The organism is Dyadobacter chenwenxiniae (genome assembly GCF_022869785.1).
In the GTDB taxonomy this organism is placed as follows: domain Bacteria; phylum Bacteroidota; class Bacteroidia; order Cytophagales; family Spirosomataceae; genus Dyadobacter; species Dyadobacter chenwenxiniae.
Map to the genome: position 1 here is coordinate 3,722,654 of NZ_CP094997.1, position 17,151 is coordinate 3,739,804.

General features: G+C 43.7%; 17 protein-coding genes. 14 read left to right on the top strand and 3 right to left on the bottom strand.

The annotated features are described in order from the left end of the window. Nucleotides 1-326: 326 nt before the first annotated feature. Together MUK70_RS15910 and MUK70_RS15915 are read right to left on the bottom strand one after the other, a co-directional pair. Nucleotides 327-1,637 (bottom strand): DUF4374 domain-containing protein, encoded by a 1,311-nt coding sequence (locus tag MUK70_RS15910; RefSeq protein ID WP_234653662.1) that lies wholly within the window; start codon nt 1,635-1,637, stop codon nt 327-329. A 96-nt stretch (nt 1,638-1,733) separates the two neighbouring features. Further along, nucleotides 1,734-4,061: a TonB-dependent receptor gene (locus MUK70_RS15915; protein WP_234653664.1), complete on the bottom strand. Its 2,328-nt coding sequence runs from the start codon at nt 4,059-4,061 to the stop codon at nt 1,734-1,736. A gap of 86 nt (nt 4,062-4,147) precedes the next feature. Here MUK70_RS15915 and MUK70_RS15920 point away from each other — a divergent pair, with 86 nt between their 5' ends. From MUK70_RS15920 to MUK70_RS30860, 10 genes are all read left to right on the top strand, one after another. Next, a complete protein-coding gene (locus MUK70_RS15920; RefSeq protein WP_234653666.1) occupies nt 4,148-4,459 on the top strand; it encodes a hypothetical protein in 312 nt (103 codons plus the stop codon). Then, nucleotides 4,449-4,730, top strand: coding sequence for a hypothetical protein (locus tag MUK70_RS15925; protein ID WP_234653668.1), 282 nt, complete (start codon nt 4,449-4,451; stop codon nt 4,728-4,730). The genes MUK70_RS15920 and MUK70_RS15925 overlap by 11 nt, the downstream gene beginning before the upstream one ends. A gap of 2 nt (nt 4,731-4,732) precedes the next feature. Further along, a complete protein-coding gene (locus MUK70_RS15930; RefSeq protein WP_234653670.1) occupies nt 4,733-6,355 on the top strand; it encodes a PepSY-associated TM helix domain-containing protein in 1,623 nt (540 codons plus the stop codon). A 40-nt stretch (nt 6,356-6,395) separates the two neighbouring features. Next, nucleotides 6,396-7,037 (top strand): hypothetical protein, encoded by a 642-nt coding sequence (locus MUK70_RS15935; RefSeq protein ID WP_234653672.1) that lies wholly within the window; start codon nt 6,396-6,398, stop codon nt 7,035-7,037. Nucleotides 7,038-7,513: 476 nt separating this feature from the next. Then, nucleotides 7,514-8,269 carry a helix-turn-helix domain-containing protein gene (locus MUK70_RS15940; protein ID WP_244784405.1) on the top strand — a complete coding sequence of 252 codons (756 nt, stop codon included), beginning with the start codon at nt 7,514-7,516 and terminating at the stop codon, nt 8,267-8,269. Nucleotides 8,270-8,521: 252 nt separating this feature from the next. Further along, nucleotides 8,522-9,841 carry an amidohydrolase family protein gene (locus MUK70_RS15945; RefSeq protein ID WP_234653676.1) on the top strand — a complete coding sequence of 440 codons (1,320 nt, stop codon included), beginning with the start codon at nt 8,522-8,524 and terminating at the stop codon, nt 9,839-9,841. Between the two features lie 169 nt (nt 9,842-10,010). Further along, nucleotides 10,011-11,051, top strand: coding sequence for an NAD(P)-dependent alcohol dehydrogenase (locus tag MUK70_RS15950; RefSeq protein ID WP_234653678.1), 1,041 nt, complete (start codon nt 10,011-10,013; stop codon nt 11,049-11,051). Nucleotides 11,052-11,060: 9 nt separating this feature from the next. Then, entirely contained in the window at nt 11,061-11,957 is an 897-nt protein-coding gene (locus MUK70_RS15955) for a helix-turn-helix domain-containing protein (protein ID WP_234653680.1), read from the top strand. Between the two features lie 288 nt (nt 11,958-12,245). Continuing rightward, complete coding sequence (locus tag MUK70_RS15960; RefSeq protein WP_234653681.1) at nt 12,246-12,614, top strand: 6TM ABC transporter family protein; 369 nt, start codon at nt 12,246-12,248, stop codon at nt 12,612-12,614. Nucleotides 12,615-12,683: 69 nt separating this feature from the next. Further along, the gene (locus tag MUK70_RS30860; protein WP_275975539.1) at nt 12,684-12,950 is read left to right on the top strand and encodes an ATP-binding cassette domain-containing protein; all 267 of its coding nucleotides are present in this window, start codon (nt 12,684-12,686) and stop codon (nt 12,948-12,950) included. Here the strand turns inward: MUK70_RS30860 and MUK70_RS15970 are convergent, their stop codons facing one another. Continuing rightward, nucleotides 12,951-13,364: a hypothetical protein gene (locus MUK70_RS15970; protein WP_234653683.1), complete on the bottom strand. Its 414-nt coding sequence runs from the start codon at nt 13,362-13,364 to the stop codon at nt 12,951-12,953. A 517-nt stretch (nt 13,365-13,881) separates the two neighbouring features. On the opposite strand from MUK70_RS15970, the gene MUK70_RS15975 reads away from it, so the two are divergent. The 4 genes from MUK70_RS15975 to MUK70_RS15990 all read left to right on the top strand — a co-directional run bounded on the left by MUK70_RS15975 (nt 13,882) and on the right by MUK70_RS15990 (nt 17,124). After that, entirely contained in the window at nt 13,882-14,157 is a 276-nt protein-coding gene (locus tag MUK70_RS15975) for an ArsR/SmtB family transcription factor (protein ID WP_234653685.1), read from the top strand. Between the two features lie 106 nt (nt 14,158-14,263). Then, the gene (locus tag MUK70_RS15980; protein ID WP_234653687.1) at nt 14,264-15,010 is read left to right on the top strand and encodes an NADPH-dependent F420 reductase; all 747 of its coding nucleotides are present in this window, start codon (nt 14,264-14,266) and stop codon (nt 15,008-15,010) included. Nucleotides 15,011-15,048: 38 nt separating this feature from the next. After that, nucleotides 15,049-16,386: an NtaA/DmoA family FMN-dependent monooxygenase gene (locus MUK70_RS15985; protein WP_234653689.1), complete on the top strand. Its 1,338-nt coding sequence runs from the start codon at nt 15,049-15,051 to the stop codon at nt 16,384-16,386. Nucleotides 16,387-16,413: 27 nt separating this feature from the next. Further along, nucleotides 16,414-17,124 (top strand): NAD(P)-binding domain-containing protein, encoded by a 711-nt coding sequence (locus MUK70_RS15990; RefSeq protein WP_234653691.1) that lies wholly within the window; start codon nt 16,414-16,416, stop codon nt 17,122-17,124. Nucleotides 17,125-17,151: the final 27 nt, after the last annotated feature.

The following is a 17,151-nucleotide window of genomic DNA, read 5'->3' on the forward strand; positions in this document are numbered from 1 at the left end:
AGTTAAATACCCGCAGCTCCTTCATAGTCTTCTGGCATACATGAATTCTGCTGCTTTAAATCCGCCTGTCATTTCAACTCTTTTGATTTATAACAAACCAAAGCCTTGTATCATTGGTATTATGATGTTTTCAATGGCCCACTTGAAAAAACCTGCCAGGAATAAGCAACCGCACGCTTTACACTTGGAACCTCATCAAAATAGATCCGCTGCTATTTGAAGTGATAAATTATAAAGGAAATTAAGCCTGCGTTTATCAGTCGCCTTCTGACAACCAAAAAATGGGCGAACACTTCCGACCAGTCTTTCTATCATTGCATCCACTCCTACTTCGTTAGCTTTAACAAGTCCGTTATCAATCCACCGGCAGTAACATTCACCATTTTTTCTGATTTTCCTGTCGCCGGATCATATTTGTAGTAACCATTCAAATTCATACTGGAATTGTAAACCGGAAGGTAAAACTTGCCATCATATTTGTGCGTGCTGGGATAACTATAAGCTGCCGTAAGCGGTAAATCCGCAATCACTGTCGCAGTTTGTGCATTTAAATCCAACTTCACCCAGCGCTGAACGGGACTGTAAAATGCCAGGTCCGACAGTTCCGTGTATTCTGCAGCCGTAATTGAATTGACTGCCAGCTTACCGATCAGCTCCAATAATCTCGGAGGATATGGCGCTGCGGAAATGCAGGCATAAGCAATTCCATTGGCATCATAGGTAGTCCCCAAAAGCAATTGGAACATTGAACTTTGCTGTCCTACCGCATTGACCGGGTTAAAAGCATAAGTGGAGTCAAAGTCCGTTTTCCCGGCTGGAATTTTCAAAATCTGCGGTCTGGACCTTTTCGCAGCATTTGGCCCAAGTTGCCCGTCCAGCCCATACTGACCCTGCGTACTGATGTAAACGTTACCCGCTTCATCCACAACGCTATGTTCCAAACCCCGGGAGACCGGATAAGTGGCTTGTTTAAAAACAGCTGTATTCTCCCATTTTCTGGTCGTCAGGTCCACCACTTCCACATATACATCCTGTGCATCGTAAAACTGGCCGGTTTTGCTGCTGTTTGTTAAAAGCGAGGCGAATAGCTTGTTGTCGTTGGGACGATATGATAAATGCGCATAAACATTTCTGTCGTTCTCAGGAAAATTTTTGGCTTTCGACATATCGATCTGCCCCAGGTTTTCCATGGTGGCCGGGTTAAAAAGGAACAGTGCCCTGTTTCCACTGGTCGAGTAAACACCCAGGTTTTCATTGATGATCAGCACAGACTGCAAATATTCCAGCAATGGAATGCTTGCTACTTCCACCACGGCCCCGGAAGATTTCAAAATTGCCTGCTTGGACAATTTATTGTCTCCATCCAGCGAAATCCCGTAAATAAAATTCTTAAAGGAAGTTCTCGCCATGAAGGTGCTGTAAGCCGTGTTTTTGGTCAAATCGACATCACCGGAAGGTTGCTGCGAAAAAAAACCGGCGTAATAGCTAAACCCCGCAGTCGATTGCGAAATGCTGGACAACAAAAATCCTTCTTCCTGATAAAGCGATTCAGGTTCGGCAACTGGTTTATCATCACTGCTGCATGAAATCAGTGCGGCGGCAAAAAAAATGGATAGTAATAGATTGGTTGTTTTCATTGGGGATTGGATTTTGTTGGAAAGTTGTGGTAGGGGGCAATCGGCTGTCGGCAATCGGCTGTCGGCTTATAGCATACAGCTTACAGCTTACTTCCCCTAAAAGCGCGAAATCTCGTAAATGAGCTTTACATTGAAATTCGTCCCGGCGCGTGGCACCAGGTAGTTATCAAAAAGCTTGGCGTTGAAGACATTAATGACATTCAGGGAAGCGATTAGGCCGCGTTTTGCGAACTTATAGGAGAAACCCGCATCCAGGCGATGCTGAACGGGCACGTAAGCTTCCGGCGTATTTTTGATACTGTTGCCTTTGCCGACGGTGATGTGGTTAAACGGCGCGATGTAGTTGTAAAACAAGTAAGCCCGGAAACGATCGTCGGTTTTCAATAATCCCGGTTTTTGCCATGATAACTCCGAGTTACCATAAAAATTGGGGTTGTTTGGAAAGTCGGTGCCGACCAGGAACTGACTTTCCGCCAGCTTCATTTTTGTGAAAGTTTTGCGCAGGAAAGTCAGGTTCGTTTTCAGGCTGAATGCATTTTTGAAGGTCAGTGCCACGTCACCCTCCACGCCCAGCGTCCGCACCTGGTCCGCATTGTCGTATCTTCTGATCACGCCATTTCCTATGAAAATAATGTCGTGCTGGCTCCGGTAAAACCCGTTAATGTTCGTCGTAATGCTTAAAATTTTGGTGACCGGCTTGCTGATTACAACACCAATATTGAGGTTATCGCTGCTTTCCGGCAACAGGTCTGTATTGCGGACGATATCTGCGCCGTTGCCTACGAACTGGGCAAACTGCGGGATCAGGTAACCTTTCTCAAAAGATGCGCGGGTGAAAAAACCTTCGGCTATATCATACTTCAATGCCGTATTCCAGCCCCATATGCCGTCCTTCTTTTTAACTAGCTCAAATGTGTTGTTTTCGGCACCATCGAGAATATAATCGTACCTTTTAGTGGCAGCTGAAAAAGTTAACCTGTTCATAAACAAGCCCTCATACTGCACTCCGGCCACATTTTTGGTCAGAAACTGAGGAATGCGCAGGTAATCCTCCATGGGATCGGCTTCCAGATAATCGATGCCGGTCAGCTTTTGTTTGGCATATAAATTCGAGAAAAGCAGTTTGTGATCCGGGCTTATTTTAAAGGTAAAACTGCTCCGATTGATCCAGCCATGGATGTAAGTATCCGAATTGGCTTCGTAATATTCGCCCGGGCTCTCCTTTCTGCCAATCACTTTTCCACTCCAGCTGTACACATTCGTGGTCGTATCCACATAATTCAAAGTCTGACTGCTGTAATTAGCGGCTGTGGAAAACAGCGCCCGCTGTTTCCAGAGTGACTTTTCATATTTTAAAACCGCCGTCAGGTTTTCGGCCTTATACTTCGCCTCTCCGAAAGCAGTCCCGCTTACCCTGGCGCCGTTTTGCAATTCTTTGTTTCCGCCCGAAACGTTCACTGAAAGTTTCAGTTCGTCGGCCCAGGGCTTACTGTGGGTACCGATGGTTATCCCGCCAAAAAAGATCCTATACTGGTCGTGGAAGCGCTTGACGCGTTCGATACGGTTACCATTTTCAAAAATCCTGGCGTCCATTCTGTAACTGTTATCGGAGTAATTGACAGCGCCTGTAACATTCAGGAAGTAATTTTTCTTATTGGCCAGCCCCAATGCAAAATCGCCCAAATGCGTATTGTAAGAGCCGACATTGTAAGAAGCGCGAAGCGAATTGTACGATTTCTGCTCGGTTACCAGATTAATACCGCCGCCTAACGCATCAGTACCAACGTCGACCGGCAATACGCCTTTATATACATCGATCCGTTTCAGGTTTCCGATCGGCAAAGTCGAAATATCGAAGTTGGGATAAATGAATTCCATCGGCAGACCATCAATGTAGACCCGCACTGCATTGCCACGTAAACCGTTAATCGAAATATCTGAAGGCTCCCCAAGTGAGCTTGAACGCCGGATGCGCACACCCGAAAGCCGGTCGATGATGTCGGTGATCAGTACATTCTGGCTCACCACATTCTTGATCTCCACGCTGCTGATGGTGATCGGCTTCATTTCCTGTACGCGGCTTTGCTTTTCAGTTTTTACCAAAACCTCATCAAGATCTTTGGTATCACTAATCAATACGACATCTTCAACCACATTACGGCTAGTGATTTTTATATCTTTTTCAAACGTTTTAAAACCTACGTGGCTTACAACCAGTTTGTAATCTCCTGCCGGAATATTTATGAGCCGGAATGTACCATCCGCATCTGACGCAGTCTCATATTTGGTATTTTTCAAAGAGACAGAAACAAAAGACAAAGCATTGCCATCGCCGTTTTTGACTGTTCCAGAAAAGGAAAACCCTTGGCCATATCCAGTTTCATCAATAAGCAGCAACATAAAGAGGAGGAAAAATATTCTCATAACAGATCATTTGCAGAATTTTCGTCAAATGTAATTACTTATTTGTATTTAGTTTAAATAATATTAATATTTGCAAAAATAATTTTATGCCACAATTCTATTTTATCTTCCTGGGAATGTACTTGTACTATTCCAAGTCAAAATATTATCCAGACTTTCTGTTCAGCCCGCGATTTCGTAGCGTCCGGCTCTTTGGATTGCTTTTTACGATAGCCGGATCTTTGTTATATGTGCGAGCTGATGGTTGGGCAGGCGGGCTTTTGCTTGCATTGGCCGCCAGTATGCTGGCGATGGGTATGGTCCAGCTTTTTGCGGTGTTGGGTAAATATTATTTCTATGGAATGGCCGTAGTCATACATGTTTTATTACTGATACAACTGATCTGCGATGCCAGCTAAAAAGGAATATCTGACAACACGCGGCCAGCGTGCCCTCAAAATCACGGCCGGACTTTTCGGCGGCTATTTTCTTGCTGTGGCCGTTCACATGCTTCTGGCCGTCGCACTTCCTTATCGCATGGAAATCATTCTTACTGGTGCGTTTTCGGTCTTTTTGCTTTGGACAGCACTCATGATCATCGCATTTCTAATGCGCAATGGCTGGATTGTCTGGAGCATATATCTTCTTTCGATTATTTTTTGCGCAGCAGGAATATATCTTCTAAAATAGCTATGAAGAAACTAAAAGGTTTATCGCCGCGACTCTACAACATTACTTTTAACACCCACACCGTTTCGGGCATTGTCATCAGCTTTGGGCTGTACGTAATATTTTTTGCCGGCGCATTTTCGCTCTTTAAAGATGAATTTTACCAATGGGAAAATCCGGCAGCACGGCAAACATTGGTACACCCGGTTGACTATGATCAAATGCTAAGCAGCCTGAAAAAATCCAACCCCCAATTTGATTTTTCAGAAGATATTACCATCGTCACAGAATCCGCGGAAAGACCTCTGGTCAAGGTTTACGGGCATTTAACTGTACCCAAAGGCAAACCCGAGCAACATTACTACACGACCTATTTTCCGGCGACCGGTCAATTTTTCAAGGACGAAAAAACCACGGTCGGAGAAACGTTATACCGGTTGCATTTTTTTGACCAGATCCCGTTTATAGGCAGGTATCTTTCCGGCTTCGTGGCTCTGTTCTTTGCTTTCGCGGTGATTACGGGTGTAATGATCCACTGGCAAAATATGCTTACCAAATTTCACGGCTTTTCGCTCAAAGGGTCATTGAAAAATATCTGGACCAATGCGCACACTGTCTTTGGTTTACTGGGACTGCCTTTCCAGCTGATGTATGCGATTACCGGGGCTTACTATATGCTGTCATTTCTGGTTTTGCTTCCGGTGGTGATGGTGTTCTACGACGGCAATCAGGAGAAAGCGATCAATGATATTTTTTCGGAGCGCGCCATGGAAGTGAGTGAAACATCTCCTTTTACCACAAAGAATCTAGGGGTAACAGGCATTCTCGAAAAAGTAAAAAATGAAAATCCGGAGTTGGATTTACGTTACTTGCAGATCAAACATTATGACCGGGAAGACGGTATCGTTTCGGCTTCGCTGGAAAACAGCAAAACTTTCGCGGGCGACGGCTCAGTGGCGGTAAGGCTGAAAGATGGAGCATTGATCTCCGACAAATTACCAGGCAAAAAGACTTACGCTGAATCCGTATTATTCGGAATATCCCGACTGCATTTCGCTACTTTCGGAGGGCTTGCTTTGAAGGCAATCTATTTTCTGTTAGCTCTGTTTACCTGTTTCGTTATCATTAGCGGTGTCTTGCTCTGGAAAGAGGCCAGGAATAAAAAAAGCTATACTGACAAACAAAAGCAGTTCCATCACAGGGTCACCATGTGGTATCTTGCCATTTCCTTCGGTCTTTTCCCTGCCACAGCCATTCTGTTCAGTGCAGAATTACTGATACCAAACGTTGAAAACCACGTTTTCCTGGTTAGGGCTGTGTTTTTCGTATCGTGGCTCGCGTTAAGTATAGCGGGGTTACTGCTGAAAACAGAATCCGGAATGACCTGGTTTTACCTGCTTGTTGGTGGGCTGTTTTCGGTTCTTGTCCCGCTTGCCAATGGATTTGTAACAGGTGACTGGATCTTTAATGCATGGTCGATGGGACTTTATTATACTGCCCTTACAGATGCATTTTGGGCTGGAACTGGTGTAATTTCCTTAATCCTGGCTACGTCAATTCGCCGAAGTTTCAAAAGATCATCCGGTGAATTTGGTGATGATACGAAACCACACGGGAACGTCACGAAGCATTTACATCGCATTTGAAGATATATTTGCAAAATCTACTACAAAAACAGCCAATTAAATGAAAAGTAAAAAAGTTTTAATGTCCGTAATTCTGGCGAGTTTGTTCTTTGTCTGCAATAAATCCGGCAAAGCAAACACCCTTCGTGAAAAACCCAAACTCCTAGCGGAGAATACTGCATCTGCGCAGGAAACGGTCAGAAATATGCTTGCAGACTCGATTGATTTGAGCAAACTCCCCTTCAATGAAAAGGAATTGGCCGCCTTTCCGGTTTTTAATCCTCCGGCAGACATAGTTCCTCTGAATAAGCCGCTTACCCGCGATTTTGATCGTCTGTTTTTTCCGACGCGGGAAGGAATGGTTCCTGTGGAAGGAAAGGTTTATAAAGCTTTTTTAACGAGTGTCACAGGCAAAGAATGGTCTTTGCCGTATTTTGAAAAGAGCTATAAAGACCTGATCACAGCGGCTGGGGGTATGCTGATATTTCAAGGAAGAGTACCCCAGAAAGAACTAGACCGTATCAAAGACGAGGCTACCTATTTCGGCGAAGAGGGCTCGATTGATTACACCAACAATTTGGTGAAAGTTTACGCAATCCGTAGAAAAGAGGGAGATCATATATTTGTCCAGATCTCGGGATACAGTGCGGGAGGGTCAATCCAAATTCTTCAATTGCCCAAGGCAGATAAGTCATCAAATTGAGATATGCGACTTTTTTGGGGCTGACCAAAAGGCATGCCTTAATTTGGGCACAAGCCGATACTCGCAGCTTTTTCTCGGTTTTATCAATGTGATACTTTAAAACGGGTCAAAAGTGCTTCTTAGCGCACTTTTTGACCTTTTTTTACTTCTATGATGCTGCTTTCTGCCGTTTCAGGTGCAATTTTCTCATGTTATGGGCCATAGCAACCCAGGTAAACTCGGTTGTTACTTTTTGGAGGCCCCTTATATGGAAACGTCCATTTCGTCTTTTCAACTTGAATTTATGAAACCGAATAAATATTTTTGAGATCATCAATTTGATGCTTAAAATATCTCGATAATTCGCTTCATCAACAAACTGATTTTTGCCATCTGCTAAGTAATCCAACTATATACAACACAAATGCGAAATACTCATTTGTATTGAAAGTGCGCAATCAGCAAGATATCAGAAACCCGAAAGACGAATAGTACCTATGAATAACCACTTGAATTACGAACTCATCAAACCCGACAGATCGCTTGACGACTTTGTAGAAAGTTTTTGGATGCTTCAAAATCAATCAGACACCGACAAGGAGGTGATTGTGTTACCGGACGGAAGAATTGACTTAATTTTCACAAAATCCACTACTGAGGCAACTCAAACCACCCTTTTAGGAATTGGAACCCACCCGGATAAAGTAATTCTTACAAGGAATACAACAATGTTTGTAGTTAGTTTTAAGTTACTTGCTGCAGAATATGTTTTTAAGAGCTCGATTTCCAAGTTGTTAAACAATGCTCAAAATTTACCTCCGAATTATTGGAACTTTGACGCATCTGAATTAAATGATTTTACACTTTTCTATAAAAAATCGTCTCAAATAATTCAATTGCTCTTACCCACAGAAATAGATAAAAGAAAAGAAAAACTGTTTAGATTAATCTATTCTTCAAATGGAGAACTTACTGTCAAAGAGCTTTCAGAAAAAGTATTCTGGAGCAGTAGACAAATCAACCGTTATTTTAATCAGCAATTTGGACTCACACTAAAGGCATATTGCAATATTCTTCGCTTCCGAGCTTCTTTTCAACATATCAAAGATGGCAGTGTATTTCCACAACAGAACTTTGCAGACCAATCACATTTTATCAAAGAAGTAAAAAAACTCTCCGGGGCACTGCCAAAAGAGCTGAGAAATAACCAAAATGACCAATTTATACAATTTTATACTCTGCCGAACAAATAACTTGCACTATTTACCTTTATATAATAAAAGATTAAAATGAAACACTCCAAGACAACTTTTTTGGCAAATTCGAAGCTTGTGAACTTGCAACTTATATTGTAGAAAAGGATAAGCCTCTTTTATTAATGAAAGATAAATAGTCATAAACTGTGACTTTTATTTGGCCCATTAAGACAAAAACAAACGACCGATTTATACAATTTTCAACCCCATAGGACCAATAATTTTGCATCATAATTTTAAACAAGTTAAATGATGCAAAATAAAAAAACAGCAATCATCAATGCAAATGTATTTGATGGAAAGGAAATATTGGGACAAAGAACCGTCGTCTTTCAAAATGGAAAGTTCATCAGCATTTCAAAAGAAGTGCCAGTAGATGCAGAAGTTATTGACGGAAGAGGATGCACATTACTGCCCGGCTTAATAGATGCACATGTCCATACTTCGGAAGATTCGCTAAGAGATGCCATACTGTTTGGAGTAACTACCGAATTAGAAATGCAAGGTGGCATGACAAGAAAAGGTCGTGAACTGCAGATAAAAGACAAGAGTAATATTGCTGATGTTCGTTCATCAGGCATGGCTTTAACAGCACCTGGAGGACATCCAGATGAATTAATTCCGAAAGAGGATGGAATTCCTAGCTTTATCTTGAAAAAGATGGAGAAAATGACAGAGAAGGAAAAAAAAGATTTTGTTGCTGCATTTGAGGAAAGGGAAAATGAAGATAGTAATAAGATAGATGTTACAATAGTAGATGGTGCTGTGCAGTTTGTAAGACAACAAATAGAAAACGGTGCAGATTATTTCAAAGTAATGATTGAGGAAGGAACGGTTATGAATGCTCCAGGCTTGCCAATGATAAAAACTGAAGTATTGAAAGCCGCAGTGAATGAAGCACATAAGTTAGGTAAAATAGCGATAGCGCATGTTTTGACAGCTGAGGCTGCAAAAACCGCGATTGAAGTTGGTGTAGATGGCTTGGCTCATTTATTTATTGACAGACCTAGTTGGACGTGCGAATTGATTAAATCTATAGCAGACAAAAGAATTTTTGTAACGCCTTGTTTAGTGCTTAATTCTTCAATAATCGGAAATTCGGCTTGTCATGTAGCAAAAGACGACCGGGTGCAACACAAACTAAATGAAGATTGGAAAGCGACAATGTGCTCTTGTTTTAATACTTTTCCGTCAGGAAAAATGGAAGATAGTTTCAATAATGTAAAAGATTTACATGATGCAGGAGTTGATATTCTCGTAGGCACTGATGTATCGGTTCCAATGGCTCATTTAGGAGGGCTTGCGCACGGAGTGAGCGTTCATCATGAAATGCAGTTGCTAGTTGAAGCTGGTTTAAGTCCAATTGATGCTTTAAGGTCAGCAACTTCGGTTACTGCGAAAAGATTTAGTTTAACAGACAGAGGAAGTATTGCCGAAGGGTTACGAGCTGATTTGATATTAGTCAAAGGGAATCCCACAGAGAATATTTCGGATTCGCTTTCAATCCTTAGCGTATGGAAAGAGGGTGTTAAAATTAATTTGGATGACAATGCCAACAAAGTTCAATAAGTAAGTATGGAATGGCGAGCATTGATTGTCGCTATAATAAGCTTGAATATCCGTAAGTTAAGATCTCATGCTCCTGTTTCGGATAAGAAATCTTGGATACGTTTTTCCCGGATTTGGATAATCGCTGCAAGTAACCGCTACTTATGTTTGTATCATAAAATTTTCATCTATGATAGCAGCAAAAGGATACGCCGCGCAAACGGCAGAAAGCCCACTAGCGCCCTGGCAATTTGAAAGACGCGACATTGGCGCGCATGACGTACAGATCGAAATTCTGTACTGCGGGGTTTGTCATACCGACATTCACCTGATCCGTAACGAATGGTTTCCCGGTATCTTTCCAATGGTTCCCGGCCATGAGATCGTAGGACGTATCAGCGCTGTCGGCGCTCATGCCAAAAAGTTCGGCATCGGTGATTTAGGCGGTGTAGGCGTGATGGTCGATTCGTGCCGCGAGTGCCAGGATTGTAAGAACGGGCAGGAGCAGTTTTGCACCGTTGCCCCTGTTCAAACCTACAATAACCTGGGCCACGACGGCCTGCCCGTCTATGGAGGGTATTCGAACACCATCATAGTTAACGAAGACTTTGTCCATCACATCTCTGATAAACTCGACCTGGCAGGGGTCGCACCATTGCTTTGTGCCGGTATAACGACCTACTCGCCGCTAAAAAGGTGGAACGTGGGCAAAGGCCATAAGCTTGCTGTTGTTGGTTTAGGAGGACTGGGACACATGGCGGTCAAATTTGGTAATGCCTTAGGTGCCGAAGTGACGGTGCTGAGCACTTCTCCGGGCAAGCAGGAAGCTGCAATGCAGCTCGGCGCATCCCACTTTATTATTTCCCGGGACGAGGCGCAGATGAAAACCGCATTTAAAACATTCGATTTTGTGCTGGACACAGTCTCTGGCAACAGCGATGTGAACCCTTATCTGAGCATACTAAAAACCAATGGTATTTACGTAAATGTCGGTATGCCGGCCAAACCCTGGGAGGTGAGCTCTTTCTCGCTCGCTACGGGCAACAAGGTCATTGCCGGTTCCGGTGCCGGAGGCTTGCCCGAAACACAGCAAATGCTGGATTTCTGTGCAGAACATGGAATTGTTTCTGACATTGAGCTGATCGACATCAAAGATATCCATGCCGCATACGACCGGATGCAAAAAGGCGATGTCCGATATCGTTTTGTCATTGACATGAAAACCTTGTAATTTCAAGAAGTGAACAAGCCATATCTTATCAATTCCATATCCGAGCAGCACCGACTGCTCGGATTGGCCAAGCCCAAACATCCGCTGATCAGCGTCTTCCGCCATAAAGATGCTGCGTACGACAATTTGACCGAATTGCAGCACTTCACGCTGAATTTCTACTGCATCTCCATCAAGAAAGATTATGATGGCAAGTTGAAATACGGGCACAAGCATTATGACTTTGATGAAGGGATGATGGCATTTATCTCTCCTGCTCAACTGCTGATGAAACTAAGCCCCGGAACAAAACCTCCAGGTGGTATGACCTTAATGTTTCATCCGGATTTTATCGCTAATACGCCCCTGGCTGCCAAGATTCGAAACTTTCATTTTTTCTCATACGAGCTCCATGAAGCCCTGCATTTGTCTGAGCAGGAAGAAGCTAGGATTGAGGATATATTCTCCAACATAGAAAGCGAATATCAAAGCAGTATCGACAATTTCAGCCAGGACGTGATGATTGCCCAGATTGAGCTTTTGCTACAATATAGCAGCAGGTTCTATGCCCGTCAGTTTATCACCCGCAAGATTGCCAATGATGAGATACTTACCCGACTCGAAAACGTACTTGACCAGTTTTGGGATCAGCACAAAGGATTGCCAACGGTACAGCAAATAGCGAAGGAATTAAACTTGTCCGCTGATTATTTAAGCGATATGCTGCGTATTACGTCTGGCCAGACAGCTCAGCAACATATCCAGGCCAAAGTGATTGAAAAGGCCAAACAGTTGTTGACAACGACCAACTTACAGGTAAGTGAGATCGCTTACCAAATGGGATTTGAATATCCTCAATCCTTTCACAAGCTATTCAAGAACAAGACCAACATGTCGCCGACGGAATACCGAACCAGTTTCAATTAGGATGCAGGTGACATTGGGTTTTTGAAATTTGTATCTCACCAAAATTTCAAAAACCCACACACGAATGAAAACCTCCCTCTCTCATCTCCACAAAACAAGCAAGACCAATTAGAAGCGCTTACCAAAATGTACTTGACAAAGTCCCGGCTGAAATGATCATTCTCTTCGGCAGCTATACGCGGGGTGACTGTACTCGCTTATCATGATAAAGCTATTTTTCTGGTAGCTGTTGGAGCATCAATTTTGTATGCTCTTTGAGTCGTTTCATTTCTGAAATCGAGGCGAAACTTGGATGTTGGACGTTTTGATGTATCATCAAAGAATCAAAGCCAAATAATTCAGATTATTCAAGGCATGCAGGATATTGAGCTAGCTGGTGCTGAAACTTCGAAACGTTGGGAATGGGAAAGAAATCAGTTAAAGCTTTTTCGATGGAATATTAAAAGCCTATCGTTGGCTCATTATCAGGGTATTGGCGGATTATTGATAAATCAAAGTAAAAAATATCTTGATTACCTTCCTTGCCGCAAAAGCGGTGGTAGGGGCGCAACTGAGCCTTGGAGGCATGATGTCCATTCAGCATATACTGGGCAATTCAATGCTCCGGTTGAACAAATGATTGGCTTTCTTCAATCTGGGCAGGATGCTCAAAATTAGCTTGAAGCGGCTAAATGAAGTACATGGCTTGTCGGATGAAGAAGAGGATGGCAAGGTCAGCAGCAAAGAATGGAGCAAAAAAGTGATATAGTCCTACACAAAACAGCCTTCGGTTATCCGGGCGCAGGGAATGAACCTGTGTTAAAGGATATCACGCTGACAATACCACATGGCAAGACCACAGCAATCGTAGGGACAAGTGGCAGCGGAAAAACAACTCTTTTGAAATTATTGCTGAGGTTTTATGAACCCAATAAGGGTACGATTCACCTCCAGGGTTCACCTTCAAAGTTTTTAATGAGTTATGCAACATTTTCATCCGTGGTTGTTATATAACTAGTCAGCTTTAACATATATCATTTTTAAATCTGACGAGCATCTATCAACAACAAGATTTGTTTGTTTCAGTTCGAGATCCCAGGTAGGACATTCAGCACAAAGACTAAGGTAGAAGCTATTTGAAAGTTCGCTACGAAAATTGATTTTGTAGAAATTTGAATTAATATTCAATGAGGTTGGTCCACAGGGCAAAACATACCCCTCGGAATCAACGTATTCACCATAGCGACTAAAAAACATGTAGATAGAGTCTTTCTCCGCAACGTCTTCCCATTCGACTGTTCCATTTTGGTTGATTTGCCTGGAAGTCATTCTCCATTTGCCAATCAGCTCATTAGGAACAGTCGTTACATCGTTCGTTTTACATGCAAGAACAAGTAACAGTAAGACAATAGCTGCAATCGATCTCATAATTTCCGATCTAGTTCGTCTAAATGACACAGAAGCGAGTATTTTGGTTGTACTACCTAATAAAGTTTGGAGATGATCGGTTGTGCAACGGCCACGACCGTTTTCGCGCACGACCGAATTGAGCTCTTTGAATACTTTAGCGTCATGTAAATGAAGAAACTTGCAATTGCGTGTTTCTTGTAAATACGATCAATGCAAATGTCCTATTTAAAATGTTTCTGACGATAGCAGTATCTGATTAATAAGTTGGTTTTGGCGCACAGCATCCTTAAAGTTGCTCGCTTCTTTCTAATGTTCCATTTTTCCTGTCGCCTGCATAGGCGCTGAATAGCTGAAAAGCAGAGCTTCTGGCGACCCTGGACATACGTAATAGGAATACTCTCTATCCAGTTGACAAGGTTGTTTTTCGAAGTATTAAAAATAACTTCAAAATTTTGAATTGCGATGGAACGATTAAAGGGGACAACAAGTTACCAATACATTAACGAATGCGCATGTATTTAAATACTTACTATTGATGGATACGAAATCACTTACTAAAATGGCAAAGTCGCTTAGCGACCCGCACCGTCTACTGCTGCTTAAAGAAATAGCAAAAGGGACAAACAGAGGGTGTGCGGATCTATTTGAATTTGTTCCCATAAGCCAGCCATCCATGTCGCAGCACTTAAAATCCTTGGCCGAGTCCGGCTTAATCGAGTCGCATAAGGAAGGGCGTAATATGCGCCTTGCTATTAATGATGAAAAATTAGACGAGTTGACGAGCTTTCTACAATCCCTGAAAACAACATAGAAAGTTCCACCCGCTGATCAAAATGTAGCGGGATTTATTTTATCCAAATACATAAACATTTGCTTATATATTTATCTAATTATCTAACATATAAACAGCTTTTTGCATGAAAATAGGAATTGTAGGCGTAGGCCATATTGGAAAGACATTGGCGATGAAGTTGGCCAAAGCAGGACATGATGTATTTGTGGCTGGTTCAAGTGGACCTGAAAAAATACATGCAGATGTACTTGCTACGGGTGCCCAGGCAGTTACAGCTCAACAAGCAGTACAAGACAAAGACGTAATCATTTTATCCATTCCCCTCAACCGCATTCCTGAAATCGCGCCACTTTTTGCATCGGTATCAGAAGATACAACGGTAATAGACACCTCTAATTATTATCCAGCCCGCGATTTGAAAATTGACAGCATTGAAGCAGGCCAGGTAGAAAGTTTATGGGTTGTTCAACAGTTGGGACATAGCATTGCCAAAGCATGGAATGCTATTGGCTCCCATTCTTTGGTAGTGAACGGGAAACCCGCCGGAAGCCCGGACCGTATTGCAATCCCTATCGCCGCGGATCGCGACGCTGACCGGGAGCTTACCATGAAACTAGTTGACGACACCGGATTTAATGCTTTCAATACGGGCTCCTTAGCAAATTCCTGGCGGCAGCAGCCCGGCGCGCCTGCCTATTGCACAGATCTGACATTAACTGAAATACAAGCCGTCATTGACACAGCAGAAAAAGACCGTCTTCCCAAACGCAGGGATCTAGTTGTGGCAGCTATTATGGAACGAATGAGCAGTTCGACGGCAAATCCAGATGCAGATTTTGGCCTACGTTTGAGCAGGGCATTGTACATGTAATTTCAAAGTACAGAATTATTGATTCTTCAATAGAAAATATGAATCAAATTTCAAACATCGGTAACAAGATGCTAATCGGCCTGCATCTGGGAAATGGATATGGTTCTCAGCCGGGAGCCTGGCGAATGCCGGGAGTAGATCCCCAAAGCTATACCAGTTTTGACGCAAGGGTAAAACAGGCACAGGCAGCAGAGCGCGGCAAATTCCATTTTCTGTTTTTACCTGATGGGCCCGGGGCTGTCTTGGCAGATATTGCCACCGAATCCCCGGCGTTCAACCTGGATGTGATGATGACCCTGGCTGCGGTCGCTCGCGAAACGAACCGAATCGGTTTGGTTGCCACCGGGTCTACGACATTTAATGAACCTTTCAATCTGGCAAGACAATTTAAGGCCCTTGATGTGATGAGCCACGGCCGGGCGGGCTGGAATGCCATTACATCAAGTGGTGAAGATGTTGCTGCAAATTACGGAAAGAAAATCCCTTCGAGCGAAGACCGTTATGGCCGCGCCCACGAAGTTGTTCAACTTATACAGGCGCTTTGGGGCAGTTGGGGAAAGGATGCCTGGGTGCATGACCAGCAGAGTGGCCATTTTGCAAAGAAAGATCAGATCCTTCCAATAAACTTACAGGGCAAATATGCCGGCTCACGGGGACCACTTTACATTCCACCATCTGAGCAAGGCCAGCCCGTTATCTTTCACGCCGGCGGTAGCCCCAATGCCCACGAGCTGGCCGGTCGTTTTGCCAACGCCGTAATAGGTGCGGCATTCACGATTGACGATGCACGCGCCCAGCGAAACGCATTCCGGGAGGCGGCTAAAAGTTACGGCCGTAACCCCGATGAGATCAAATACATTCCGGGCCTGATGACTACCATTGCCAAAGACAGGCGCACAGCCCTTGACCGCAGGATTCAATTAGCCGGGGAATCACTCGCTCAAAGGGCCGGATATCTTCAACAAATGCTGGGTATACCAATTGATGTTCGCCGCATGGACGAGCCATTCTCCAAAGAACAGTTGGCTGATGCCCGCCCGTCCCGTTATGATCCCCGCTCACCGCATGCTTTGAAGATTGCAAAAGAAGGATGGAGCCTACGTGACATATTAGCCCACGGTGTAATTGATTATCATCCTGTAATTGTCGGGCCGGGCATTGAAGCCGCAGATCATATGCAGGCTTGGTTTGAAGCAGGTGCCGCCGATGGGTTCTGGATTTCTCCCGATGTAAATGCAGACGGAATTGATGCCTTTGTGGATGAAGTAGTTCCGATCCTTCAACAGCGCGGGCTTTTCCACCAGGAGTATGACGGAAAGACTTTACGCAGCCATCTTGGTGCCCCGGACCAGTACGGTATTGATCCGCGCGTCTAAAACAATCACAACAAAAAAACATAAAATATGAAAATAGGAATCATTGGAGCCGGACTGATAGGCAAAACACTCGCTGCACAATTTAGTGCGGCATCACATCAGGTTATAATGGCAGATGCGAAAGGGGTAGAAAGTATCCAATCTATTGCCAACCTGTCCGGGGCAAAAGCAGTGTCTATGAAAACGATTACGGACCAAATCGACCTTCTTGTCATTTCTGTGCCATTATTTGCTATCTCCGAGCTGGCAAAAACACTGCGAGGAAAAACTGGCGAAGATGTAGTACTGGTTCCTGGATCTGTTTGTATTCCAGCTCTGTCAGCCGCACATGCTGCCATTGGTTGCGCTTGTCGTTTTTCGCTTTCATCACATTCCATCTTCACGTTCAACAATCACTACAGAAATATTTCTACTACTCAAAAATCCACCCGCCGCCGAGTTTCGAGGCAATTAGCACGGCCAGATTCAGTTGGATCAACCGAAAGGGTGATACACCTGTACCTGACAGAAGCCATCGCTGCATTGCCTGAAAGTTACGGCACCTCCGATTTCGGACGGGCAACGAAGGGAGCAGCATTGGCATTGAGAGGAAAACTAGCGCTGTACCGCCAGGATTGGGCGTCGGCAGAAGCAGACTTCCAGGCGGTTAGGGACATGAATTATACATTACAACCGGTTTATTCACAGGTGTTCCGCTCACAGACAGAAAGTAACAGTGAGGTGATTTTCTCGATCTAAAACATTGCAGTAGCTGGTTACGGCGAA

Bases quoted from the DNA above. Each gene is read 5' to 3' on its own strand.
- MUK70_RS15910 (WP_234653662.1), bottom strand. From the start codon at position 1,637: ATGAAAACAACCAATCTATTACTATCCATTTTTTTTGCCGCCGCACTG.
- MUK70_RS15915 (WP_234653664.1), bottom strand. From the start codon at position 4,061: ATGAGAATATTTTTCCTCCTCTTTATGTTGCTGCTTATTGATGAAACT.
- MUK70_RS15920 (WP_234653666.1), top strand. From the start codon at position 4,148: ATGCCACAATTCTATTTTATCTTCCTGGGAATGTACTTGTACTATTCC.
- MUK70_RS15925 (WP_234653668.1), top strand. From the start codon at position 4,449: ATGCCAGCTAAAAAGGAATATCTGACAACACGCGGCCAGCGTGCCCTC.
- MUK70_RS15930 (WP_234653670.1), top strand. From the start codon at position 4,733: ATGAAGAAACTAAAAGGTTTATCGCCGCGACTCTACAACATTACTTTT.
- MUK70_RS15935 (WP_234653672.1), top strand. From the start codon at position 6,396: ATGAAAAGTAAAAAAGTTTTAATGTCCGTAATTCTGGCGAGTTTGTTC.
- MUK70_RS15940 (WP_244784405.1), top strand. From the start codon at position 7,514: ATGAATAACCACTTGAATTACGAACTCATCAAACCCGACAGATCGCTT.
- MUK70_RS15945 (WP_234653676.1), top strand. From the start codon at position 8,522: ATGATGCAAAATAAAAAAACAGCAATCATCAATGCAAATGTATTTGAT.
- MUK70_RS15950 (WP_234653678.1), top strand. From the start codon at position 10,011: ATGATAGCAGCAAAAGGATACGCCGCGCAAACGGCAGAAAGCCCACTA.
- MUK70_RS30860 (WP_275975539.1), top strand. From the start codon at position 12,684: ATGGAGCAAAAAAGTGATATAGTCCTACACAAAACAGCCTTCGGTTAT.
- MUK70_RS15970 (WP_234653683.1), bottom strand. From the start codon at position 13,364: ATGAGATCGATTGCAGCTATTGTCTTACTGTTACTTGTTCTTGCATGT.
- MUK70_RS15975 (WP_234653685.1), top strand. From the start codon at position 13,882: ATGGATACGAAATCACTTACTAAAATGGCAAAGTCGCTTAGCGACCCG.
- MUK70_RS15980 (WP_234653687.1), top strand. From the start codon at position 14,264: ATGAAAATAGGAATTGTAGGCGTAGGCCATATTGGAAAGACATTGGCG.
- MUK70_RS15985 (WP_234653689.1), top strand. From the start codon at position 15,049: ATGAATCAAATTTCAAACATCGGTAACAAGATGCTAATCGGCCTGCAT.
- MUK70_RS15990 (WP_234653691.1), top strand. From the start codon at position 16,414: ATGAAAATAGGAATCATTGGAGCCGGACTGATAGGCAAAACACTCGCT.